This window comes from Flavobacterium fluviatile (assembly GCF_010645065.1).
Classification (GTDB): Bacteria; Bacteroidota; Bacteroidia; order Flavobacteriales; family Flavobacteriaceae; genus Flavobacterium; species Flavobacterium fluviatile.
This window is the reverse complement of sequence record NZ_JAADZW010000017.1, coordinates 94,444-119,496: the sequence shown is the minus strand read 5'-3', so window position 1 is coordinate 119,496 and position 25,053 is coordinate 94,444. Positions and strand designations below refer to the sequence as shown.

The 25,053-nt window shown below is 30.0% G+C and carries 19 protein-coding genes; all 19 read left to right on the top strand.

Annotated features, from left to right (window positions below):
* Positions 1–166: 166 nt before the first annotated feature.
* Positions 167–787, top strand: coding sequence for a recombination mediator RecR (gene recR, locus GXM17_RS15955; RefSeq protein WP_163400318.1), 621 nt, complete (start codon positions 167–169; stop codon positions 785–787).
* 69 nt (positions 788–856) lie between these two features.
* The gene (locus tag GXM17_RS15950) at positions 857–1,648 is read left to right on the top strand and encodes a polysaccharide biosynthesis/export family protein (protein WP_163400317.1); all 792 of its coding nucleotides are present in this window, start codon (positions 857–859) and stop codon (positions 1,646–1,648) included.
* 13 nt (positions 1,649–1,661) lie between these two features.
* The gene (locus GXM17_RS15945) at positions 1,662–4,112 is read left to right on the top strand and encodes a polysaccharide biosynthesis tyrosine autokinase (RefSeq protein WP_163400316.1); all 2,451 of its coding nucleotides are present in this window, start codon (positions 1,662–1,664) and stop codon (positions 4,110–4,112) included.
* 12 nt (positions 4,113–4,124) lie between these two features.
* Positions 4,125–5,108: an SDR family oxidoreductase gene (locus tag GXM17_RS15940; protein WP_163400315.1), complete on the top strand. Its 984-nt coding sequence runs from the start codon at positions 4,125–4,127 to the stop codon at positions 5,106–5,108.
* A gap of 16 nt (positions 5,109–5,124) precedes the next feature.
* A complete protein-coding gene (locus GXM17_RS15935; RefSeq protein WP_163400314.1) occupies positions 5,125–6,516 on the top strand; it encodes a UDP-glucose 6-dehydrogenase in 1,392 nt (463 codons plus the stop codon).
* A gap of 13 nt (positions 6,517–6,529) precedes the next feature.
* Positions 6,530–6,994, top strand: coding sequence for a UpxY family transcription antiterminator (locus tag GXM17_RS15930; protein ID WP_163400313.1), 465 nt, complete (start codon positions 6,530–6,532; stop codon positions 6,992–6,994).
* Between the two features lie 308 nt (positions 6,995–7,302).
* Positions 7,303–8,586 (top strand): nucleotide sugar dehydrogenase, encoded by a 1,284-nt coding sequence (locus tag GXM17_RS15925; protein ID WP_163400312.1) that lies wholly within the window; start codon positions 7,303–7,305, stop codon positions 8,584–8,586.
* Positions 8,587–8,619: 33 nt separating this feature from the next.
* The gene (locus GXM17_RS15920) at positions 8,620–9,627 is read left to right on the top strand and encodes a mannose-1-phosphate guanylyltransferase (protein ID WP_163400311.1); all 1,008 of its coding nucleotides are present in this window, start codon (positions 8,620–8,622) and stop codon (positions 9,625–9,627) included.
* 4 nt (positions 9,628–9,631) lie between these two features.
* Positions 9,632–10,678: a dTDP-glucose 4,6-dehydratase gene (gene rfbB, locus GXM17_RS15915; protein WP_163400310.1), complete on the top strand. Its 1,047-nt coding sequence runs from the start codon at positions 9,632–9,634 to the stop codon at positions 10,676–10,678.
* A gap of 43 nt (positions 10,679–10,721) precedes the next feature.
* Positions 10,722–13,151: an SLBB domain-containing protein gene (locus GXM17_RS15910; protein WP_163400309.1), complete on the top strand. Its 2,430-nt coding sequence runs from the start codon at positions 10,722–10,724 to the stop codon at positions 13,149–13,151.
* A gap of 8 nt (positions 13,152–13,159) precedes the next feature.
* The gene (locus tag GXM17_RS15905; protein WP_163400308.1) at positions 13,160–14,227 is read left to right on the top strand and encodes a Wzz/FepE/Etk N-terminal domain-containing protein; all 1,068 of its coding nucleotides are present in this window, start codon (positions 13,160–13,162) and stop codon (positions 14,225–14,227) included.
* A 750-nt stretch (positions 14,228–14,977) separates the two neighbouring features.
* Positions 14,978–16,528, top strand: a complete 1,551-nt coding sequence (murJ, locus tag GXM17_RS15900; RefSeq protein ID WP_163400307.1) for a murein biosynthesis integral membrane protein MurJ — start codon at positions 14,978–14,980, stop codon at positions 16,526–16,528.
* Positions 16,512–17,822, top strand: a complete 1,311-nt coding sequence (locus GXM17_RS15895; protein WP_163400306.1) for a glycosyltransferase family 4 protein — start codon at positions 16,512–16,514, stop codon at positions 17,820–17,822. The genes murJ and GXM17_RS15895 overlap by 17 nt, the downstream gene beginning before the upstream one ends.
* Complete coding sequence (locus GXM17_RS15890; RefSeq protein WP_163400305.1) at positions 17,815–19,029, top strand: glycosyltransferase; 1,215 nt, start codon at positions 17,815–17,817, stop codon at positions 19,027–19,029. Before GXM17_RS15895 ends, GXM17_RS15890 begins: the two co-directional genes overlap by 8 nt.
* A gap of 752 nt (positions 19,030–19,781) precedes the next feature.
* Positions 19,782–20,666, top strand: coding sequence for a glycosyltransferase family 2 protein (locus tag GXM17_RS15885; protein WP_163400304.1), 885 nt, complete (start codon positions 19,782–19,784; stop codon positions 20,664–20,666).
* Positions 20,667–20,668: 2 nt separating this feature from the next.
* Positions 20,669–21,904: a glycosyltransferase gene (locus GXM17_RS15880; protein ID WP_163400303.1), complete on the top strand. Its 1,236-nt coding sequence runs from the start codon at positions 20,669–20,671 to the stop codon at positions 21,902–21,904.
* A gap of 346 nt (positions 21,905–22,250) precedes the next feature.
* Positions 22,251–23,126: a hypothetical protein gene (locus tag GXM17_RS15875; RefSeq protein ID WP_163400302.1), complete on the top strand. Its 876-nt coding sequence runs from the start codon at positions 22,251–22,253 to the stop codon at positions 23,124–23,126.
* A complete protein-coding gene (locus tag GXM17_RS15870) occupies positions 23,119–23,940 on the top strand; it encodes a glycosyltransferase family 2 protein (RefSeq protein WP_163400301.1) in 822 nt (273 codons plus the stop codon). Before GXM17_RS15875 ends, GXM17_RS15870 begins: the two co-directional genes overlap by 8 nt.
* On the top strand, positions 23,937–25,046 hold the full coding sequence (locus GXM17_RS15865; protein WP_163400300.1) for a glycosyltransferase family 4 protein: 1,110 nt from the start codon (positions 23,937–23,939) through the stop codon (positions 25,044–25,046). The genes GXM17_RS15870 and GXM17_RS15865 overlap by 4 nt, the downstream gene beginning before the upstream one ends.
* Positions 25,047–25,053: the final 7 nt, after the last annotated feature.

Below are 25,053 nucleotides of genomic sequence, written 5' to 3'. Positions count from 1 at the left end.
CGCAAGAAGTTTCCTCTCGGTCATACAAATATAAAAAAAATAGTAAAATAAATTAGGAACTAAAGATAGTACCTAGAAATATGTTAACCAGAACTCTTGTAATTTTTAATAGCATTCAGGTTTTTAAAAATCAACTAAATCATTGTAAAGCATTACTTTTGTTTTCATGGAATTTTCATCAAAATTAATAGAAAAAGCAGTTAATGAAATGTCACAATTGCCCGGAATAGGCAAGCGTACGGCATTGCGGTTGGTGCTTCATTTGCTGAAACAGCCCAAAGAGCAGACTGCTTTTTTGTCTCAGGCTTTACTTACTATGCGTGAGGATATTAAATTTTGCGAAAATTGTCATAATATTTCTGATACAAAAGTCTGTGAAATTTGTGCTAATTCTGCAAGAAATCATCAGACCATTTGTGTCGTTGAAGATATCAGGGATGTAATGGCTATTGAAAACACCGGACAATATAAAGGGATTTATCATGTTTTAGGAGGTAAGATATCTCCAATCGAAGGGGTTGGTCCAAGTCAGTTAAATATAATAACTTTGGTAGAAAAAGTAAAGTTGGGTAAGGTTGTTGAAATTATATTTGCTTTAAGTTCTACTATGGAAGGAGATACGACAAATTTTTATATTTATAAACAAATTGCTGATTCTGAAATTATAATTTCTACAATTGCCAGAGGAATTTCAGTAGGGGATGAATTAGAATATGCTGATGAAGTTACACTTGGTCGAAGTATTTTACAACGGATACCTTTCGAAAAAACATTCAAAAACAATTAGATAACACAAATTAAGTAAGATTTTCTGGAAATTAACGGAATAGCTATATTTGCTTATAAAATTTTAAAAATGACAAAAAACTGTTTTTATTTATTATTGATTAGTACCTTCTTCACCTCATGTATTCCCATAAAAGATTTGGTTTATTTACAAGATAAAGGAACAGCTACAAATGAAACTACAGTTTCTGCAGTTGAATCAAAACCTTACAGATTACAAGTAAAAGATGTTTTAAATATAGATATAAAAGCAATAGATCCTAAGTTAGTTGCTATTTTTAAGCCGACAGAAAATTCTAGTCAAAATGGAGCTAAATCTGAATCAGAATTATATTTTAATGGATTCACTGTTGATGATCATGGAAATATAAGAATGCCAATTCTAGGAGAAATGAATGTAATTGGATATACACTTGAAGAAGTACGTGTCAAAATTGAAAAAAAACTACTGGAAGAATATTTTAAGAGTGAAGCAAATATATTTGTTACAGTAAAATTGTCAGGTTTCAGGTATACAATAAATGGTGAGGTAGGAGAGACAGGTACTAAAACATTATTTCAGGAACATGTGAACATTATGGAGGCAATTGCTAATGCAGGCGATATTACTACTGTTGGTGATCGAAAATCTGTAACTGTGATACGTCAGACACCTACAGGTGTACAGATGAATGACATTGATCTAACTGATGTAAACGTGATGAAATCACCTTATTATTATTTACAGCCTAATGATTATATTTATGTAAAGCCATTGAGACAAAAGACCTGGGGGACAGGACAAACAGGTATTCAGTCAATAGGGACAATAATCACTTTATTGTCATTAGCCACAACGGTTTACTTGATTATCAAAAATTAATTAAGCTCAAAAGATGTTAGATATAAAAGATTTTTCCATTTTTGAAAATCATCCAAGTTTTGATTTTAAAGGCTTTTTGCTAAAAATTTTCAGTTATTGGAAATTGTTTTTAGTGAGTTTAATTATTGCATTTACTATTGCTTATCAGGTGAATATTCGAAAAGAAAAGATTTATGCCATGCAAACTTTAATTTCGATTAAAGAAGAAAGCAATCCTTTTTTTACTTCGAATACAAGTCTGGTTTTTAACTGGGGTGGTATTTCAGATCAGGTAAGTGGGATCTCTACTATTCTCCAATCCAGATCTCATAATGAATTGGTGGTAGATAAATTACAATATTATATAGATTATCTAGAAAAAGGAGAGTACAATATGATTGACGTCTATGGTGCCGTTCCTTTTTATGTTAACATTGATAAAACAAAACCCCAATTGGCGGGGACATTAATTAGTGTCAAGTTTTTAAGTGCAAATGAATATGAAATTAGAATTCCATTTGAGAGCAATTCGGTTTCACTATTTACTTATTCAAATAATAGTTATAGCAATACAGCTGTTCAGCCTGTGGAATTTGTTAAAAAGTATAAGGTAGGGGAACAAGTTGTGTTGCCGTTTTTAAACTGGAGTTTAGAAATAACCGATAATCCCGGATTTTATATAGGAAAAGAATACTTTATTAGATTTAATAATTTTGACGCTACGGTTTCGCGTTATCGTGGAATTAGGGTTGAGGCAGATGAAAAGGCTGGTTCAATTCTTACTTTGTCACTGCAAGGCACAAATAAGGCCAGGATGGTTGAGTATCTGAATTCTACTGTCAAAATGTTAATTAAAATTCAATTGGATGGTAAAAATCAATTCGCTACAAATACGATAGCTTTCATTGACAGTACTCTTGTCTCAATGGAATCTCAGCTAAAAGAAACAGGAAATGAACTTAAATCTTTTAGAAAGGACAAAAATATATATGATATAGAAGAAGGTGGAGAGAAGTTTTCTAATAAAATTCTGAATTTTGATGTTGAAAAAGATGCATTAACTCGTAAAATTGCATACTATAATTCCTTAAAAGCATATTTAAAAAACAGTGTAGATTATTCTAAGTTACCCGCTCCGTCTGTTGCAGGGATTGAAGATCCAAATGTTGTGACAAACGTTTCGAAACTTATTGCTTTGTCAGCTCAGCGATCTGAAATGTCTTACGCTGTTAAAAGCGATAAAATTTTTAAAGATTTTGATAATCAAATGATGGCTGTAAAAAATGTTTTGCTAGAAAATATAGCAACAGCCAAATCATCTTTACAATATGATCTATCTTTAGTTAATAATAAAATAGGTGAAGCTGAGAGTACTATTAAAAAACTTCCTGAAGAACAACAAGAATTATTAAAAATCAAAAGAAAATATGATCTAAGCGACAATATCTACAGCACATTTCTTCAAAAGAGAAATGAAGCAGAAATTGTAAAAGCTTCCAATTTGTCTGATATTCATTTTATAGATAGTGCAAAAGATATTGGCGGAGGACTGATTGGACCAAAAACTTCTGTAAATTATGTGTTAGCATTATTTTTAGGGATTTTAATTCCCTTAATTATTGTTTTTCTGGTTTTCTTTATTAATAATACAATCCAAAATACTGAAGATATAAACAAGCAAACACAAATTCCACTGATAGGGGTTGTAGGTGTCAATAAAGAAAATAACAGCTTAGCGGTTTTTCAAAAGCCAAAATCAGCCTTATCCGAAGCTTTCAGAGGCATTCGTTCGTCGTTGCAGTTTATGTATAAAAAACGACAATTAGACGGAGCAAAAACATTAATGATCACATCATCAATTAGTGGAGAAGGAAAAACATTCTGCTCCATTAATATTGCAACAGTTTTTGCATTGAGTGAGAAAAAGACAGTAGTAATAGGAATGGATTTAAGAAAACCCAGACTCGCTGATGAATTTAATCTGACAAATCAATACGGAGTTGTCAATTATTTAATAAAGCAAAAGACTCTCTCAGAGATTGTAAATAAAACTCAAATCCCATATCTTGATGTTATTCTTTCAGGACCAATTCCACCTAACCCTTCAGAGTTAATTATAAGCGAAGTTATGGTGGAATTAATTGAAGAACTTAAAAAAACATATGATTATGTAATACTTGATACTCCTCCGGTAGGACTTGTTTCTGATGCATTGGAATTAATGCAGTTTAGTGATGTAACATTGTATGTGGTGAGACAAAATTACTCAAAAAAGGAAATGATTACCTTACTAAACAACCGGGTGAAAAGAGGAGAGTTAAATAATGTGAGTATTATTTTAAACGGTTTTGAAAACAAGGCAAAATACGGGTCAGCATATGGCTATGGCTATTACGGAGGGTATGGGGCATATTCAAATGGTTATCATGAGGAGGAAAAGAAAGTGAGTTTTCTTAAAAATATTTTTAAAATATTTAAAAAATAACAATTTATACAGATGAAGGCAAACGTTCAAAATACTATTTTAGTAACAGGAGGAGCCGGTTTTATTGGTTCTAATTTGTGCGAATATTTTTTGAATTCAGGACAAAAAGTAATTTGTCTGGATAACTTTTCAACTGGCTACCATCATAATTTAAATGATTTTATAACAAATCCGAATTTTAAATTGATTGAAGGAGATATCCGAAATATAGCTGATTGTAATTTAGCTGTTGCTGGAGTAGATTATGTGTTACATCAGGCAGCATTAGGATCTGTGCCAAGGTCAATAAATGATCCTATTACTACCAATGAGGTTAATGTTTCAGGTTTTTTGAATATGCTGGTTGCTGCACGTGATGCAAAAATAAAACGATTTATCTATGCCGCAAGTTCTTCTACTTATGGAGATTCTGAAGGATTGCCAAAGGTTGAAGATGTTATTGGAAAGCCATTGTCTCCTTATGCGATTACTAAATATGTTAATGAATTATATGCTGAAATTTTTAGTAAAACATACGGATTAGAAACTATAGGTTTACGTTATTTTAATGTTTTTGGAAGAAAACAAAATCCAAAAGGAGCTTACGCTGCAGTGATTCCTAAATTTGTAATGCAATTAATGAATTACGAAAGTCCTGTGATTAATGGTGATGGAAATTATTCACGAGATTTTACTTATATTGATAATGTAATTCAGATGAATGCTCTTGCTGTTTCATCTGATAATTCTGAGGCAATTAATACTGTTTATAATACGGCATTTGGAGAAAGAAATACTTTGAATGATTTGGTTGAATATCTAAAAAAACATTTAATCAAATTTGATGCTAAAATTGCAGATGTGCCCATAACTTATGGTGAAAGCAGAGCTGGTGACATTCCGCACTCATTAGCAAGTATAAATAAAGCAAAAATGCTGTTAGGATATGATCCTGAATATTCTCTTGAAGAAGGGCTTAAAGAAGCAGTAAACTGGTATTGGAATAATTTAAAATAATGGAAAATATAGAAATATGAAAGTAACAAAAATTTGTTGTATCGGTGCCGGTTATGTAGGGGGGCCAACTATGGCAGTAATTGCACAGAAATGTCCACATATTCAAGTAACTGTTGTTGATTTGAATGAACAAAGAATCAAAGACTGGAATGATCCAAATACAGATAATATTCCAATCTATGAGCCGGGTCTTTCTGATGTAGTAGCTGAGGCCAGAGGCAGAAATCTTTTCTTTTCAACTGATGTAGAAAAAGCTATAGATGAGGCCGAAGCCATTTTTATCTCAGTAAACACACCAACTAAAACTTATGGTAAAGGAAAAGGTATGGCTGCAGATTTAAAATATATAGAGTTGTGTGCCAGACAAATTGCAAAAGTTGCTAAAAGCAATAAAATAGTGGTAGAAAAATCAACTTTGCCTGTTCGTACTGCAGAGGCCATAAAAAGTATTTTGGATAATACTGGAAATGGGGTACAATTTCAGATTCTTTCTAATCCCGAATTTTTGGCAGAAGGAACTGCTGTTACAGATTTATTAAATCCTGACAGGATTCTTATAGGAGGAGACACAACTCCGGAGGGGTATACTGCAATTAATGCTTTAGTTGATGTGTATGCCAATTGGGTGAGTAAGGATAAAATTCTAACAACTAATGTCTGGTCATCAGAATTGTCAAAACTTACAGCAAATGCCTTTTTAGCGCAACGTATTTCATCTATTAATGCAATGTCTGAATTGTGTGAGAAAACAGGTGCAGATGTAAGTGAAGTAGCTCGCGCTATTGGAATGGATAGTCGTATTGGATCTAAGTTTTTAAAAGCTTCTGTAGGATTTGGAGGTTCTTGTTTTCAAAAGGATATTCTTAATTTGGTTTATATTGCGAAATCTTACGGATTAAATGAAGTTGCGGATTACTGGGAACAAGTGATTATTATGAATGATTATCAAAAAAGAAGATTTTCAAATAAAATTGTTCAGACTTTATACAACACAGTAGCTGATAAAAAAATAACATTTTTAGGCTGGGCATTTAAAAAAGATACAAACGATACCCGCGAATCAGCGGCAATTTATGTAGCAGATGATTTGATTAACGAACAGGCTAAAATCTCAGTTTATGATCCAAAAGTTTTAAAAAATAAAATTTTAAGTGATTTAGATTATTTAGATACAAGAAAGTCATCGGAAAATGCAGATGCTGTTCTGTCATTTGAAAATCCTTATGAAGCATGTGAAGGTGCACATGCAATAGCGATTCTTACGGAATGGGATGAGTTTACTAAATATGATTGGCAAAAGATATATGATTCCATGCAAAAACCGGCTTTTATTTTTGACGGAAGAAATATATTAAATGCAAAAGAATTAAAGTCAATTGGTTTTATTTACAACAGTATAGGTTCTTAAAAAAACAAATCAAATGAACTGGTATGTAGTTTATACAAAACCTAAATGGGAGAAAAAGGTAGCTGAAAAGCTAAATGAAGTAGGGATTGAATGTTATTGTCCTTTAATTACGCAAATAAAACAATGGTCCGACAGAAAAAAAAAGATTGAAGTTCCGCTTTTTAATTCTTATGTTTTTGTCCAATTGCCAGACAAAGATCGAAATTCTGTATTTCAGGTTGCAGGAGTAGTGCGTTATTTATTTTGGTTAGGTAAAGCTGCAATTGTTAGAAATGAAGAAATTGTGCTTATAAAAGAAAGCCTTTCGAAAACAAATATCTCCGATGTTTCTGTCGTATCTTATAAAAAAGGTGATAAAGTAAAATTAGAAACGGGTATTTTTAGTAATCAGAATGCAATTGTTCAGGAAGTTACAAGCACTCATTGTATTTTGGTTTTGGAATCTTTAGGTTGTATTTTGAAGATTAAATATAAATAAGATTTTTTTGTATTTCAGGACCATATATATGGTTTAGAAGTTCACCTAATTTACATAAAATTTAGATTGTATTAAAAAAGCAAAGGTCACTAAATTTGGTGATTTTTGCTTTTTTTTTTTAAATAGTTAAGTTTTTATTAGTTGTCTTATAGAGGTTTAAATTTTAATCAAATATAAGATTTTTGGAAGGTTGATAAAATTGACTTAATATGCTATATTTGCTGAAATTGAATTTTAGCTATTCAGGTCATATATGTGACTTTGAATAGCGAAGCCGTACAATATGATAAGCGAAATTAAGGAAAAATATGAATAATAACGTAAAAATAGCCGTTATTGGATTAGGGTATGTAGGTTTGCCTTTGGCTCGTTTATTTGCTACAAAATATCCTGTAGTAGGTTTTGATATTAATGAATCAAGAGTTATAAGTTTAAAACAGGGAATTGATACTACATTAGAAGTAGAAGATGCAGTTTTGCAAAGCGTATTAATAGATTCATTAAATCAAAATAAAGGACTCTATTGTACTTCAGATATAAGAAATATTGGTGATTGTAATTATTTTATAATTACCGTTCCGACACCGGTTGATCGAAATAATCGTCCTGATTTAACTCCTTTGTATAAAGCTAGTGAAACGGTAGGTAAAGTTTTAAAACAAGGGGATATTGTGATTTATGAATCTACTGTATACCCTGGGGTGACTGAAGAACAATGTGTTCCTGTTTTAGAGAAAATATCAGGATTAAAATTTAATGAAGACTTTTTTGCAGGATATTCACCTGAAAGAATTAATCCAGGCGATAAAGAACACACTGTAGAAAAAATTCTTAAAATAACCTCAGGCTCTACGCACGAAACAGGTTTAAAAGTGGATGATCTTTATAAATCAGTTATAACTGCCGGAACATACTTAGCGCCTACAATAAAAGTAGCTGAAGCCGCTAAAGTAATTGAAAACTCACAGCGGGATATTAATATTGCTTTTGTAAATGAACTTGCAAAAATATTCAACTTAATGGATATTGATACTCAGGAAGTCTTAGCCGCCGCAGCTACAAAATGGAATTTTCTTCCTTTTAAGCCAGGTCTGGTAGGAGGTCATTGTATTGGTGTAGATCCATATTATTTAGCGCAAAGGGCGCAGGAATTTGGATATCATCCTGAAATAATTTTGGCAGGGCGTCGTTTGAATGATAGTATGGGCGAATATATTGCATCTCAGGTTGTAAAATTAATGATTAAAAAAGGTATTTCTGTAAATCATGCAGAACTTTTGATGTTAGGAATTACCTTTAAAGAAAACTGTCCGGATGTCCGCAATACTAAAATTGTAGATGTCATAAGAGCTTTAAGGGAATATGGTATATCTGTTACAATATTCGATCCATTAGCAAATGTACAAGAGGTTAAAAAAGAATATGGATTAACAACAATAAATATTCTTCCAAAAGAAAAATTTGATGCAATAGTTTTGGGAGTAGCACATTCTGAATTTTTAAAATTAGATTTTCTGGAAATTCAAAAAACAAATAGTTTAATATATGACGTAAAAGGGGTTTTAGGGACTATAGCAGATAATAGATTATAGTTTTTTAAACTCTTTTTTTTTATTTAGAAAAAAATGAAAGAAAAAAATTCAATTACACATGTTATTTTAACAGGTGGCGTAGGTAGCAGATTATGGCCGCTTTCCCGTAAAAGCCAGCCTAAACAATATTTGGAAATATTTGAAGGGAAATCCTTATTTGAAATGACTGTTAATCGTAATAGTCATTTAGCAGATAAAGTAATGGTCGTTGGAAATGTTGATAACCATCATTTAAGTGGAAATGTTATGGGTAAGTCACAAACATCTTATCTTAATATTGTTGAAGCTACACCCAGAAATACAGCTGCAGCAATTGCTTTTGCCGCTTTTGCTTCAGATCCTGAGGATATATTAATTATAACACCATCAGATCATATTATTGATAAAATTGAAGATTATGATAACGCAATAAGTGAAGCAATTCTAAAAGCTAAAGAAGGCTATATTGTAACTTTTGGAATTATTCCAACCAAACCTGAAACAGGTTATGGTTATATTGAATCAAAAGGAGATAAAGTAATTTCATTCAGGGAAAAGCCAAATGAAACGACTGCTAAAGAGTTTATTGCAAAGGGTAATTTTTTATGGAATAGCGGAATGTTCTGTTTTAAAGCAAGTGTACTTTTGGAAGAATTGAAGCAATTCCAGCCTGATGTTTACGAAAAGTCTAAGGCCGTTTGGGAGTCAAGCAAAGAGGGATTTTTGGATCTGGAATCATCTTTAGAAATACCATCCATTAGTATAGATTATGCTGTCATGGAGCGTAGCAAAAAAATTAAAGTAGTTCCTGCATCATTTGCATGGTCTGATTTAGGTTCGTTTGAGTCAGTTTATGACTATTTAGTTTCTAAAGGACATCCTGTTGATAAAAATGGTAATATGGTTATAGGATGCGGTAAACACACTACTTTTCTGGGATTAAAAAACACAATTTTTGTTTATACAGATACAGCCAATTTAATTTTACAAAAAGAAAATTCACAGGACGTAAAAGATATATACAGTGAGTTGGAAAAAATAAACTCAGAATTGTTAAATTAATAAAATGAAAAAAATCCTTATAACTGGTGGTGCCGGATTTATTGGCTCGCATGTAGTGAGACGTTTTGTAAATAAATATCCGCATTATCAAATTTATAATCTGGATGCTTTAACCTACGCCGGGAATCTGGAAAATATTAAAGATATTGAAAACAAACCTAATTACCATTTTGTAAAAGGTGATATTGTTGATGAAAATTTTATCAACGAGCTTTTTTCAACGCATAATTTTGATGGCTTGCTTCATTTAGCTGCAGAGTCCCATGTGGACAGATCAATCGAGGATCCTCTGGCATTTGTTAAAACAAATGTTATCGGAACAATGAATCTGCTTAATGCTGCAAAAAAGCAATGGAAAGACAACTTTGAAGGAAAAAGATTTTATCATATCAGTACAGATGAAGTTTATGGCTCACTTGGTGCTGAAGGACTTTTTACGGAGACTACTCCTTATGATCCAAATTCACCTTATTCAGCTTCAAAAGCAAGTTCAGATCATTTTGTAAGAGCTTATGGTGAAACTTATAGATTACCTTATGTCTTAACCAACTGTTCTAACAATTACGGATCATATCATTTTCCTGAAAAATTAATTCCACTTTTTATCAATAATATTATCAATAATAAGCCATTGCCAGTATATGGTGATGGTAATTATACTCGTGACTGGCTTTTTGTGGAGGATCATGCAATTGCAATTGACTTGGTTTTTCATGAAGGCAAAAATCATGAAACGTATAACATTGGAGGATTCAATGAATGGAAAAACATTGATTTGGTAAAATTATTATGCCAGATTATGGACGATAAATTAGGAAGAGACTCAGGTACTTCAGAAAAGTTGATTACTTATGTAAAAGACAGACCCGGGCATGACTTGCGTTACGCAATTGATGCTACTAAAATCAACAAAGAACTTGGCTGGAGTCCTTCAGTTACTTTTGAAGAAGGTCTGGAAAAGACTATTAATTGGTATTTGGACAATGAAGAATGGTTGAAAAATGTAACTTCGGGATCTTATAAAGACTATTATAAAAAACAATATTCCTAAAATTCAATTTGAATTAATTATTTAAAGCATCAAAGAAATTAAAATGAAAAATTTAACAGCTCTTCTTTTCTTGTTTTTTACTTTTCTGTTTTCTTATCAGGGAATTGCTCAGGATCTCATGAAATCGAATGATTTAAGTACTGTAAAAGTGGATTATTTGTCTGAAAGTGATATAGTCAAAATAAGAACGCAGTTAAAAAGTAACAATATGACAATTGATGAAGCTGAATCTTTAGCTTTATCAAAAGGAATGAGTGCTTCAGAATTTGCGAAACTGAAAGCAAGATTAAATGAGATTTCTGCAAGAGAAAATGTTCCAGATAAAAAAAATACTGAAAAAGCAAATCAGACAAAAAAGAATTTGGGAAGGGAACAAATTAAAGTTGTAAACAATAAAATTAAAGATTCGGTAAATGCTTTAATATTTGGTTCTGAATTGTTTGATAATCCGACCTTGAATTTTGAACCTGATTCAAATCTTGCTACTCCTGTAAATTATATTTTAGGACCCGGTGATGAACTACAGGTAAGCATTTATGGAGTTCAGGAATTTAATCAATCTATTGCGGTTAGCGTAGAAGGTAAAATAGCCATCCAATATGTCGGGCAGATTTCTGTTTCCGGGATAACAATTGAAGCCGCAACACAAAAAATTAAATCAGCAATCGCAAGAGTTTATAGTACAGTAAGATCCGGACAATCACAGGTAAGTGTAAGCTTGAGCAGAATCAGAACGATTAAAGTTACAATTGTAGGAGGAAAACAGCCAGGTAATTATTCTATTTCATCTTTAGCAACAGTCTATAATGCGTTACACTTAGCAGGTGGGCCGGGTAAAAATGGAAGTTACAGAAATATTGAATTGATTAGAAATAATAAAGTTTACAAAAACATAGATATTTATCGTTTTTTAGTAAAAGGGGATCAGTCAGATAATGTTTCATTAAAAGAAAACGATGTAATACGAATTCCGGTTTATACACAAAGAGTTACTGTAGAAGGAGAAGTTAAGAGACCCGGAATTTTTGAGATGAAAAAAGGTGAAAAATTTACAGATCTATTAAACTTTGCTTCAGGATTTAATGAATTTGCATATACTGCATCAGTAAATGTTCTGCAAAAAACGGGTAAGGAATTTAAAGTTCATGACATTAATGAAAGTGAATTTTCTTCATATGTACCACAATCAGGAGATGTTTTCAGAGTCACTAAAATTTTAAACCGATTTGAAAACCGAATAAAAATAGAAGGAGCAGTATTCAGACCCGATTATTATTCTTATAATGAAGGAATGAGAATTTCAGATCTTATTACCAGAGCCGAAGGACTTAAAGAAGATGCCTATACCAAAAGAGCCAGAATTATTCGTTTAAAATCTGATTTAACCACTGAAATAGTAAATGTAAATTTAGAAAGCGCTTTAGCCGGAGATTTGAATGCTGATATCGAATTAAAAAGAGAAGACGAAGTGACAGTGTATTCAATTTTAGATTTTAGGGAAGAATATAAAGTTACTATTGATGGAGAAGTGAAAAATCCTGGTGAATATGATTATTATGATAATCTGACATTGAATGATTTAGTTGTTCAGGTTGGAGGTTTGACAGGTTCTGCTTCAAAAAGAGTAGAAATTGCCAGAATGATTAAATCTGATGAAATTGATGATACTAATCCTAAACGCATTGAGTTGGTTGAATTGGAAATTACCGCTGATAATAATGAGCAGGTTAAGAATTTTGTTTTGAAACCTTTTGATGTTATCAACATCAGAAGAATGGCTGTTTATGAAAAACCGCAAATGGTAACAATTACTGGAGCAGTAGCTTACCCGGGTAAATATGTTTTAGCCAACAAAAAGGAATCTGTTTATAATATTGTAATGCGGGCTGGTGGATTAACTTCTGTTGCTAACTTAGAGGGGATGAAAATTAAGAGACCTATTAAGCAGGAGCAAATTGATCAAATAGAAAGAGTGGATCTGAACCTGACTAAAAATGATACCTTAAAAGAAGATCTTACAAAAAAATTAAAAGAGGATTTAAAATATGTTACTATTCCTGTAGATTGGAAAAAAATTGTAAAAGATAAAGAACACTATTCTAATGTGACCTTGTTTCCAGATGATGAAATTGAAATTACAACATTAAATGAAGGGGTTAAAGTTACAGGGAATGTTTTGTTAAACTCTGAAATTCCTTATAGAAACGGTAAAGGTTTCAAATATTATATTAACGCAGTAGGTGGAGTTGATAGTAAGGGATGGAAGAAAAAAGCTTATATTATCTATCCTAACGGAAAAGCTGCTGTAACTGGTTCTTTTTTATTCTTTAGGTCTTATCCTAAAGTTACTCCGGATTCTCAGATTGTTGTTCCCGAGAAACCGGAAACTAAAAAATTAACAACAGGAGAATGGGTAAGTATTGGAAGTGTTATTACTAGTTTGGCATTGTTAATTGTTACTGCTTTTAAATAAAAATTAATATGGATAATAAGTCAGTCACTAACGACGAAATATCATTAAAAGAATTAATTCAAAAAGGAAAAGAATGGTGGTGCTATCTACTTTCAGAATGGAAAATTATAGTTTTAGCAGGATTAATTGGATCAGCATTAGGACTTGCTTATTCATTTAGTAAAAAACCAATTTATACGGCTACATTGTCATTTGCATTAGAGGATGAAAAAAGCGGAGGTGGAGGATTAGGTAGTGCATTAGGATTGGCAAGTTCATTTGGTTTTGATTTAGGAGGTGGTGGTGGGAGCATTTTTACTGGTTCTAATTTGACGGAGTTGTTTAAATCTCGTAAGATGGTGGAACAGACTTTATTGACTCCTGTTGTTGTAAATAATAAAACTATTTCGTTGGCAGAAATGTACATTCAAAATGTAAAATGGCGAGAAAGTTGGGAAAAGAATCCTAAGTTGAAAAATATACAATTTTTCCCCAAACCAGATCGAACTTATTTCACTAGGGTTCATGATAGTATTTTTGGCGTGATATATAAAAACTTATCAGGTAGTAATTTGACTGTTGGGCAAAAGGATAAAAAAGTTGATATTATTTCAATAGATGTTACCTCTAATGATGAATTGTTTGCTAAATATTGTTGTGAAGCATTAGCGACAGAGGTAGGAAGATTTTATGTAGAAACTAAAACGAAAAAAGCAAGAGCCAATATGGATATTTTAAATAAGCAAACAGATTCTATTCGCCGTGAATTAAATGCATCTATTACCGGCGTTGCTGTTGCCAATGACAATACTTTTAATTTGAATCCTGCACTTAATGTGAGGCGAACTCCTTCTGCTCGTAAACAGGTGGATGTACAGGCTAATACAGCGATTTTGACTGAATTAGTAAAACAAACCGAATTAGCTAAAGTTACTTTACGAAAAGAGACTCCGCTTATTCAAGTAATTGACAGGCCTATTTTGCCATTGAAGAAAGACAGTTTTGGGAAAGCAAAAGGATTGATAATTGGTGGTTTTTTGGCAGCTTTTTTAGCAGTTTTGGTGTTAATTGTGAAGGAGTTATTTAAGGGATTTTAATTTCAATTTTTTTGTGTGTAAATTCGCAAAAAAATATTTTAGGTTAATTTTCTGTTATCACGACTCCAACGAGAGTAGTAAATCTGAAAGGGGCTTAATATAAAAAGAGGCCTTGAGCTATAAATGTTTTGGGATTGGCTAAAAGATGAAATCCTTATGTATACCTTCAATTTGAAAGTAATTGGGAAAATGTAAATCCTATTAGATTTCATTCATGTTATGATGAAGGTAAAACGCTGTGCAGAAACATTGTTTGTTGATTTGACATTTGCAAAATAAGGTATATATTAAGATTACCAAGGTTTTCAATACATACGGATCTAATATGAATACAAATGATGGCGAGTGGTTTCAAATTTTATTGTTCAAGCTTTAAAGTTGAGGATATAACTATATTTGGTGATAATAGTAAAACAAGATCTTTTAAATATGTAGATAATTAGTGGAAGGAATGATAAGAATGATGAATTCTGAAAAGGAGTTTTTATGTTCTGTAAATTTGGGGAATCCCAATGAATTTAAGATGATTGAATTGGCTGAAACAATATTGCAATTAACGGAGTCTAAATCTAAATCATCTATATTCCTTGCCTAAAGATGTTCCAAGCAACTTCAGCCATATATTTCATTAGCACAAGAAAGAAGTGGAAACCTAAGATTGAATTAGAAGAAGACTTATAACATAGAATATTTTAAGGGAATAATATAATTTTGAAGTTTTATGGATTATAAATTTTGCAATAAGCAATAATGAAATTATTGAATTTTTTTTATTCTTCTAATAGAAGAATTTCCTTAGGTCTTGGAATAATTAAGTTTCTAAAAACAATATTATCTCTTTTTGTAGTAATGCTATCTGCTAAATTTTTTGGAACATCTGAAGAAAGGGATGCATGGATTTTAGGAGGCGTAATAATATCTGTAATAATACAAGTGCTTTTTGGTCCTATTAATGAAACGTTTAGAGCAAAGTATGTCCATCTTAGAGAAGAATATTCAAAAGAGGATTTAGTTAAATACACAGATGCACTAATTACTCTAGTGTTGCTTGTTGCCGTTATTTTTTCTTTTTTTCTTTTTTTTACGCCAAATATATTCGCACAGGCATTTGCACCAGGTTTTTCTAAAGAGCAACAAGTTGTTTTACTACTAATGATAAAATTTCTGGTGCCTTCACTCCTTATTATAGAAGTCACAGATATATGGAGTTCTATGTTGAATGCCTATAATTCCTTTTATCTGCCAGACATATTTTCATTTTTTACAATCCTTTTAAACGTTGTAATTCTAATATTTTTAGCTCCAATTATTGGTATTTATTCGTTAGTTATTTCTTCCTATATCAGTTCGATATTATTGCTTGTAATTGTTTATAGGCAATTATATTTAAAATTTGCATATAGATTTAAGGTTTTATGGCCTAAATGGAGTCTGGTAAAACCATTTATTTTATTTTCAGTGCCTTTTTATATAAATTATATTTTCTCGCAAACAGATATTGTTATTGAAAAAGCGCTTTCATCTAAAATGTCACAAGGAAGTATTTCAATTTTAGACTATGCTAAGAAATTTTCTGACTTGCCAATTAATATGTTAATTGGTGTAATTACCACTGTATTGACACCAGTTCTTGCTTTGGCATACGTTAAAAAAGAAATTGTTAATATGGTGGATGAAACTCAGCGATATTTTAGAATGATTTCATTAGTAATAATTCCTTTGACGGCAGTATTTATGATTTTACCTCATGAGATTGTAACTTTAGTTTTACTTCGTGGAGCTTTTAAAGCCGAGAATGTTGAACCAATTAGCAGCATCTTAAGATGGTATGGTTTAGGGATTTTCATAACAGGTATTTATATTGTTTATTCACAAATTCTTATTGCTCAAAAAAAGATTCATTTACTTACTTATATAATTATTGGTGCTTATACTCTTAAAATTATTTTTAATGTTTCATTATTTAGAGTTTTTAATTTGCTAACTTTTCCTATTTCCTGGGTAACTACACAATTTATAATTAGCAGTTTAATGGTTTACTTTGGAGTAGTTGAACAAAGGCAACGTTTGATTAAAGAATTAATTCTCTTCTACATAATTCTATTATTGATCTTAGGTGTAAATTATTCATTGTATCTCTCGATTCAAGATTATTTTAGCGGAACCTTTGGGATAATTATTCTTGTGTTTCTTATTTGTATATCCATACTCATTTTTGAAATTATATTAATTTTTCTCTTCAAAATTGAGGAAAGGAAGTTTGTATCAAAATTGTTTTTACCAAATGGAAAAAAAAATTAAAATTATAGAAGCTGTAAATCAGCTTAGTCTCGGCGGTACGGAATATGCTTTGCAGTTATATAGTAAGTATCTTAACAAAGAATTGTTTGAAGTTATAGTAGTTGCCATTTATAATGGAGGTGAACGTGTAAAATTAATTCAAGATTTAGGTATTGAAGTAATTGTTTTAAATGGTGATTTAGCAAAATTTGAAGATCTTTTAAGAAATACAGACGTTCTTCACTGGCATGGTGATGGAACTTTAGATAAAAAAATATTTAGTTTAGTAGAGAAAAACAAACCAAAGGTGGTTGTGCAAACGAATGTTTTTGGATATTTTGATAATTCAGAGTTTTATAAATTAATAGACTATGATTTATACGTATCAAAAATGATTCTTGTTAGAAGAATGGATCTCGATAAAAAAATGCTAGATAATTATGGTGATAAAAGAAAAGTCTTACCTAATCCAGTCGATGTTGAGCATTTACAGTCTCTTGCTCCTACTGAAAATGAGATATTTTTATTTAAAAAAGAAAATAATTTATTAAGGAATTTTATTGTTGGAAGAATTGGTCGTGCAGATGATCATAAATTCGATTTGATTACTTTAGATGGTTTTGCTGAGTTTTCGAAGACAAAAGAAAATGCAAGATTTTTATTGGTTGGTGCTACACCTAAAATAAAAGAACATGCTAAAAGATTAAATATATTAGAAAAATTAATAATTTTTGAAACTTCAAGTGATCTAAAATTGTTGCTAAAATATTATAAGAGTCTTGATGTATTTTTGGCAGGCAGCAATATAGGTGAAAGTTTTGGAATGGTTCTAGCAGAAGCTATGCTGTCTGAAGTGCCAATTGTTACAATTAGTACTCCAGATAAGGATAATGCTCAAATTGAATTGGTAGACAGCGGAGCTAATGGGTATGTTGTGCCAAGATTAAAGTCAGAAATTTCTAAGGCTTTAGGTTCTTTATATACTGATACTGATCTAAGGAAACGGTTTGCAAAAAAAGCAAGAACTAAAGTGTTAAATAGTTATGCAGCAAAAAATATAGTCTTAAGTTTTGAAAAAATGATTTTAAATCATTTATTTCCTGAGAAAAAAATTAAAGATGATTTCTCTTTAGTAGTTGATTTTTCAGATAAATTAGTTGAAGATTATAAAAATAGATGTTCCAATTTGTTTGGAAATATTTCTACACTAGATAAAATTAAATTGTTAGTAGAGAAAAACAAAAAATACTCGTCAATTACTTATTTTAAATGTCTCCTAAAGCAACAACTTACTTCTATATCAAAAAATGGGTAAAAAGTTTGTTACTTTATTTTATCCTGCAACAAACATTCATTTGGTGAAGGATGTTGGAATGATACCATATTATATGCATAAGTTATATGGTTATGATTCAACCTTGGTATGTTATAAAAACACAGAAGAAATCTACAGAGAAATTGGTCAGCAAGACTATATTTCTGTATTAGATAATAGCTATAGTAATTTGGATACTGTAGTTAAGGGGTTAAAAATTGAATTTATTGACTATGAAGGAAAGTTTTTTTCATTTCAGAAATCAGTACTTAAATATTTGACTAAAAATTCAAAGGATATTGATGTTCTTAACTTATATCACTTTACTCCTGAGTCTTTTCTTTTTGGTGTTATATACAAGTTAAGAAATCCAAAAGGCACCTTGTTTTTGAAAATGGATGCTTCTCTATCAGATTTCGAAAGCTTAAGAGATACAAATTACGTTTCTAATCCATTTAAAAACGCAGTTTTAAGGTTATTAAGATATGTTTGCATAAAAAAATTAGATGTTTTATCGAATGAAACAAAAGATTCTGTGAAATCAATTGGGACTGTTGACAAAAATTTAGTTAAAAAGTGTATTTATCTCCCAAATGGTATAGATGACTTATTTTTAAAGGAAAATAAGATCAAACAGTTGAATTATGAAGAAAAAGAAAATATAGTTGTTGCCGTAGGCAGATTGGGAACTTTTCAAAAGAACACAGAATTATTATTAGAATCATTAGTTAATGTAGACTTACAAGATTGGAAAGTTTTTTTAATTGGACATATTGAAGCTGATTTTTATAAATATTTAGAAAATTTCTTTAAAAATTATCCTTTACTAAAAGACAAGATAATCTTTAAAGGCAATATCAATGATAGAATAGAGCTGTTTAATATTTATAATAGGTCAAAAATATTTATAAGTACTTCTAGATATGAATCTTTTGGAATTTCTATGATGGAAGCTTTTAGTTTTGGAAATTATATTTTAAGTACAAAAACTGGGTTCATAGGTGATATTTGCAATAATGATGAAAATGGCAGGATATTGATAGAAGAAACCCCTGCTTTTATAAGTAATGAAATTAACCGGGTGCTTAAGGATTCACAAATCATAAATAAGAGACTTGATTCTAGATTAAATTTTTCAGAATCTTTTTTATGGAGCAATATTATTGGAGTATTAAATAATAAGATCAAAAAGAAAATTAGTGAATAAAGTAAGAGATACTAAAATTGATGTTTCAAAAGCTTTAGGGATTATACTAATTGGGTATGGTCATAGTGGAATGTATTTACCAACTATATTTAGTTATTTCATGTTCCTTTATTTTTTATAATTTCAGGTTACTTTTTATCAATAATATTGATTTACCTATTCTATCATTATTAAAAAAATTATTTAAGAATCTATTACTTCCTTATTTCAGACATTAATATACATCATGAAATTGTCAATTTTGAATTTTAACTACGGTAATTATAATGTTGTATTTACTTCGAGTTTGTTTTTTCTTTCAGAATTATCATAAATAAATTTAATCTTTTAAAATAGTAAATTTAAAATTAGCAATAGGCTCGCTGGTTTCCTTATTCTTAATAAATAAAATATTTAGACCAGAAATTAATTTAAGAATTAATTTATCCTAATATTTTTTTATTTGTACTCTCATCATTTATGGGATTAATTATTATCTATTATCTTTCGGGCTTAATTTCCAACTTTAGACTTACTAAAGTTTATTTGGATTATATACGAAAAAACACCTTAATTATTTTAGCACTTCATTTCCTTTCATTCAAGTTAATTACTTTTATCCAGATTGAGATCTACAAAATGCCAATTGAATTATTATCAAACTTTAATTTGTTGGTAGTTAATAATTATTGGAGATTATTGTATATAATTATTGCTCTATTAATCCCGATATCAATAAAATTATCTTATGATTATTTACTTAAAAAAAACATATGCAAGTATCAGTTATAATAGTTTCATATAATTGCAAAAAATATGTAGTTGAATGTATAAAATCAATTTTAGAGTACACAAAAGGGGTTCAGTATGAAATAATTGTTGTCGATAACAATTCTATTGACAATATTGAAGAGGACTTATTAAATACTTTTCAAAATGTTTTATTCTTAAAAAGTAAATACAACGGTGGATTTGGCTATGCTAACAACATAGGATTATCTAAGGCAAGAGGTGAATATGTTTTCTTTTTAAATCCAGATACTTTATTGCTCAATGACACTTGCAAAATACTATATGATTTCTTAGAGAAGAATATTAATGTTGCAGCAGTTGGTGCAAGAGTTTTTGATGAGAAACATAACAATCAAATTTCTTATGGACGATTTCCATCGGTAACACAGTATTTACTTGAAGTTTTTCCATTGAAAATAATTCCAAAGGATATTAAAATAAACAAATCTAGCGAAGGTTTTATTTCTGATGATGATAATGATGTTGATGTAGATTTTATTTCTGGAGCAGATTTATTTGTTAGAAAAAGTGTTTTAGATCAGATTGGTTATTTTGATGAAAAGTTTTTTTTATTTTTTGAAGAAGTCGATTTATGTCGAAGAATAAAAATGGCAGGATATGATTTGAAAATTATTACTGAAGCCAGAATCATTCATTTGATGGGGCAAACAATGAAAATTTCGTTTCAAAAATTTAAATGGTTTGAAGAAAGTAGATATATTTTTTTAAAGAAATACTATTCTCAATCATTTATATTATTCTCAAAGGGAATTTTCATTTTTAGATATGTTTTTCTTTGGATTAAACATAGAGATAATGAGTGGCGTCAAAGAGCTAACTTTATATTCAAATTAAAATTAAAATAGATATGAAAGTCCTTCATATTTGCTATACAGATAATGTTGGAGGGGCAGCAAAAGCAGCTTTTAGATATCATTGCGCGTTACAAAAAAAGGGTATTGATACAAAAATGCTAGTTTACAACAAAAAACTATCTAAGGATCCTTCAATTATTCAAATGAATGGGCTAATAGAAAAACTATATGCTTATTTTGGGTTTTATATCCAAAGATTTTTAATTAGCACTTTTAAAAAAAGAAAAGGGAATGATTTTTCTATAATGTGTTTTCCAGACAAGAGTTTTGTGAGAAAAATTAATAAATTAAATCCAGATATTATTCATTTTCATTATTTGGGACCGGGTATCATTTCTATCAAGGGATTATCTTTAATTAAGCAGAAAATAGTTTGGACTTTACATGATTCTTTTATTTTTACAGGAGGTTGTCATACGCCAGGTAACTGTTTGAAATATGAAGTTGCTTGCGGATCTTGTGATTATTTGGGGTCATCGAAAAAAAATGATATAAGCAAACAATTTTGGAACTATAAGTTTAAATATCTTACTGATTTTAAAAATATTAATTTGACTTCTCCCAGTAATTGGATGAAAAATTGTGCAGAAGCATCATCTATTTTTAAAAATAAAAGCGTTGAATGCATTCCAAATTTAATTGATACTGATTTATATAATCCAAAATCAAAAGTAGAGTCAAAGTTGTTTTTTGGTATTGACTCAAATATAAAAGTAATAACAACAGGGGGTTCAAATTTTGAGTTTGATTCTAATAAAGGAATGAAACTTTTTTTAGATTCTCTAGAGCACTTAGATAATAAAAGTAATGTTGAGATTTTTATTTTTGGAACTGAAAAAAAAGGCAAAGAGATTTTTAAAGGATTTACATTGAACTATCTGGGCTATGTTAGTAGCCAGGATTTACTTGTAACTCTTTTTTCTGCATCAGATGTTGTTGTAGTGCCTTCTAAACAAGAAAGTTTTGGACAAGTTGCAGTTGAGGCTATGGCTTGTGGATCCCCAGTTGTAGCCTTTGATACATCAGGTTTAAAAGATATAGTGAATCATAAAGTTAACGGTTATCTGGCAAAACCTTTTGATGTGGAGGATTTAGCAAAGGGTATAGGTTATGTTTTGTCAAATGAACTTTCAGAAAGAGCTATTGCAAATGTTAAAGATAAATTTTCTCAAAAAATTGTAATAAATAAATTAATAGCTCATTATAATACTATTTTGATTGATGCCTAGCAAAAAGATAATTTCAATTTTTTTTATTTGGTTGCTGTTATTATGTAACCCCCCATTCAGTTTTTATTTGATACAAGGGTTTCCGTATTTAGTTCTAAAATTGTTTTCTTTTTTTTTACTTTCAATTTTGTTATTAGTTAATGATAAATTTAGATTATCCTATACAAATAAGTTGATGTTGTTTGTCGTGTTCATAAATGGATTATATTATTTTTTTACTATTTTTTATCATCATGACAGTACGGCTTTATCCCAGATTATACCACTTTTTTTTATAGTATTAATTTATCTTACTATAAATAAGATTTCTGGAATTGAGGAATTTGCCAGATCATACATTTGGATAATGATTATAATGGGCATATCAGGTGGTTTGGCTTTTTTTCTAGGACTTATTGGGAGGATACCAAATTTAGGTTATATTGGAAATGAAGAAATACATTCCGTTAATTATCTATTTACATTTTCGAATGCTGTTTTTAACAGTGGTGGTGATTTTCAATTATTAAGAATAGCCGGTTTCTTTGATGAACCAGGAACATTTGCATTTTATTTAACATTTGCCTTGTTGATTAACCAGCTTAGTTTTAAGAATTCCAGATACGAGAAATTATTGATTTTTTCAGGTATATTTACGTTGTCACTTGCCTTTTATATTGCTTTGTTTTTTCAATTATTATTTTATAAAAATTGGATGAAGCAGTATTTCAAACTCTGTATAGTTGTTAGTCTTTTGTTGGTTTTATTCAGCTCCTTAAAAAGTAATTTTCCCATCATAGGTGTTTTAAGTTTAGCAACAATAGACAGGTTTGAAAAATCTGATAATGGGACTATCAAGGGGGATAACAGGTCTGTACATTTTGAGAAAGGATTTGAATTTTTTGCTGAGAAGCCATTGCTAGGGCATGGCAAGGAAAATGTATTAACAAACATGAGATTTTTCGGATATGATCCTTCGTCTTTAGTGGGTTTTTTTGTTTTCTACGGAATTGTAGGAACTATAATTGTTTTTAGTATTTATTTATTTCAGTTTAAATATTTATATAGAGTAGATAACGGATTAATAGTAGATGTTTTCATTTTAAAGGTAATTTTTATTGAATTTTTACTCTACATCCAAAGACCATTAATAAATGTCCCTTTAGCATTTGTATTATTACTTTTAATGATAGAGTTAATGGAACTAAGGAGAGAAAAGATAAAAGAAATATTTTATGAATGATATGCGGCCAAGTATTTCAATTGTGACTGTGGTTTATAATGATGTTAAGGGAATTGTGAAAACAATTGAAAGTATAAAAAGACAAAGCTTTAAAGATTTTGAATATATTATTGTTGATGGTTTGTCAACAGATGGCACTTCAGAGGTACTATCTAAAAATTGTAATTTTATCGATAAATATATCTGCGAGAAAGATAATGGGATAACTGATGCATTTAATAAAGGCTTAAAGTATGCGTCAGGAAAGTGGATTTATTTTTTGAATTCTGGAGACTATTTTTTCGATGCAGCTATATTAGAGAAAATTTATTTTAATTTTTTAAATAACAGTCCCTACGATGTGATTTCAGGCAGAGTAAAAATTGTAGATTCAATAGGTGTATATTTAGGATATAATCATCCCAACAGGAAGGTTGAGATAGAAGAATTATATCAATCTAATATTATTGCACATCAAGCTTCTTTTGTAAAATCAGAGTTATTCAATCGTATCGGGAATTTTAAAAATTATGAAATACATATGGATTATGATTTTTGGATAAGGGCTTTAAAGAATAAAACATCGTTTTGTTTAATTGATTTAGAGGTTGCTAATTTTACGACTAATGGAGTTTCTTCGCAAAGGACAAACTTTATAAAAGCTAAGCGGGAGATGTTGACTATTTTGATGAGTTATAATGTAATAAGTAAATATGAAGCTAAAATTATTTTAGTTTCCGATTATGTAAAATATAGTTTAAAAACATTTATTAGACTGTTTATAGGTAGGAAGAGGTCTAATCTAATTTCTATAAATAGATTAAAGAAAGGATGAAGATAATAGTAGACGGAAGGTGTCTTACAGGTAAGGCAACAGGGGTTTCTAATTATTTGATTGATGCAATAAATTCATTGTCTAAGTTTGAAAATTTTGAATTTTATATTCTTTCACATAAAAAAATTCAATCAGAAGTAACCTGTAGATTTTATGAAAAGTCTAAAATTAAATTTATTGAAGCACCTTTTTATTTATTTAAAAAAAATGGTTTGATTTGGTTTTTTTTTAAGTTACCTTTTTTAGTTAATTCCTTAGAAGGCGATATTTTTTGGGGACCAGGACAGGTGCTTCCATTTTTTTTAAAAAGTTGCATAAAAAAAATGGTAACAATTCATGATTTTGTTTTTATATATTACAGTTATACAATGTCTATAAAAAGCTGGATAGAAAATAAAGTTTTCACTTCTCAATCGATTAAAAAATCAGACTATATATGGTGTGTTTCAGATTATACTAAAAATGAATTAATTAAACTATATCCTAATAGGAAGTGTAATACTATTTTTGTAGGTTCCGGAATAGATTTCAGCAGGTTTAGAAAAATGTTTTTATCAGAAGAAAAGAAAAAAGAAATTATTTCAAAATATAATGTAAGCAATCCTTTTATTTTATGTGTAGGAACTTTGGAACCCCGAAAGAATTTTCAATTTTTATTACAATTGATGCCACGTATAGTAAGTGAGAAAATTTCATTGTTAGTGGTTGGTAGCAAAGGCTGGGGGAAATCAATTAAAGTAGCCCCTGAAGAAAGCTCTTATGTTAAGTATACTGGTTATGTTGATATTGAGGAATTGGTTATGTTATATAATATTGCTGACTTATACGTGAGTAGTTCTTTAAATGAAGGGTTTGGTTTGCCAATTCTAGAAGCTGTTGTATGCGGATGTCCTATATTGACCCCTTATAATTCTGCAATGATTGAGTTAGGATCTACTTTTGGAACTACAGTAACAGGATGGGATGAAGATGTTTGGGTTGAAAGTATTTTGAAATTAATACAGGGAGACAAGGTAATTAATCAGAATAACAGGGAAGAATTATTAAAATATGATTGGGATATTATAGCAAGAGGATTTAAGGATTATTTAGATTCAGATGTTTAATAAAAAA

Bases quoted from the DNA above. Each gene is read 5' to 3' on its own strand.
- recR (WP_163400318.1), top strand. From the start codon at position 167: ATGGAATTTTCATCAAAATTAATAGAAAAAGCAGTTAATGAAATGTCA.
- GXM17_RS15950 (WP_163400317.1), top strand. From the start codon at position 857: ATGACAAAAAACTGTTTTTATTTATTATTGATTAGTACCTTCTTCACC.
- GXM17_RS15945 (WP_163400316.1), top strand. From the start codon at position 1,662: ATGTTAGATATAAAAGATTTTTCCATTTTTGAAAATCATCCAAGTTTT.
- GXM17_RS15940 (WP_163400315.1), top strand. From the start codon at position 4,125: ATGAAGGCAAACGTTCAAAATACTATTTTAGTAACAGGAGGAGCCGGT.
- GXM17_RS15935 (WP_163400314.1), top strand. From the start codon at position 5,125: ATGAAAGTAACAAAAATTTGTTGTATCGGTGCCGGTTATGTAGGGGGG.
- GXM17_RS15930 (WP_163400313.1), top strand. From the start codon at position 6,530: ATGAACTGGTATGTAGTTTATACAAAACCTAAATGGGAGAAAAAGGTA.
- GXM17_RS15925 (WP_163400312.1), top strand. From the start codon at position 7,303: ATGAATAATAACGTAAAAATAGCCGTTATTGGATTAGGGTATGTAGGT.
- GXM17_RS15920 (WP_163400311.1), top strand. From the start codon at position 8,620: ATGAAAGAAAAAAATTCAATTACACATGTTATTTTAACAGGTGGCGTA.
- rfbB (WP_163400310.1), top strand. From the start codon at position 9,632: ATGAAAAAAATCCTTATAACTGGTGGTGCCGGATTTATTGGCTCGCAT.
- GXM17_RS15910 (WP_163400309.1), top strand. From the start codon at position 10,722: ATGAAAAATTTAACAGCTCTTCTTTTCTTGTTTTTTACTTTTCTGTTT.
- GXM17_RS15905 (WP_163400308.1), top strand. From the start codon at position 13,160: ATGGATAATAAGTCAGTCACTAACGACGAAATATCATTAAAAGAATTA.
- murJ (WP_163400307.1), top strand. From the start codon at position 14,978: ATGAAATTATTGAATTTTTTTTATTCTTCTAATAGAAGAATTTCCTTA.
- GXM17_RS15895 (WP_163400306.1), top strand. From the start codon at position 16,512: ATGGAAAAAAAAATTAAAATTATAGAAGCTGTAAATCAGCTTAGTCTC.
- GXM17_RS15890 (WP_163400305.1), top strand. From the start codon at position 17,815: ATGGGTAAAAAGTTTGTTACTTTATTTTATCCTGCAACAAACATTCAT.
- GXM17_RS15885 (WP_163400304.1), top strand. From the start codon at position 19,782: ATGCAAGTATCAGTTATAATAGTTTCATATAATTGCAAAAAATATGTA.
- GXM17_RS15880 (WP_163400303.1), top strand. From the start codon at position 20,669: ATGAAAGTCCTTCATATTTGCTATACAGATAATGTTGGAGGGGCAGCA.
- GXM17_RS15875 (WP_163400302.1), top strand. From the start codon at position 22,251: ATGATTATAATGGGCATATCAGGTGGTTTGGCTTTTTTTCTAGGACTT.
- GXM17_RS15870 (WP_163400301.1), top strand. From the start codon at position 23,119: ATGAATGATATGCGGCCAAGTATTTCAATTGTGACTGTGGTTTATAAT.
- GXM17_RS15865 (WP_163400300.1), top strand. From the start codon at position 23,937: ATGAAGATAATAGTAGACGGAAGGTGTCTTACAGGTAAGGCAACAGGG.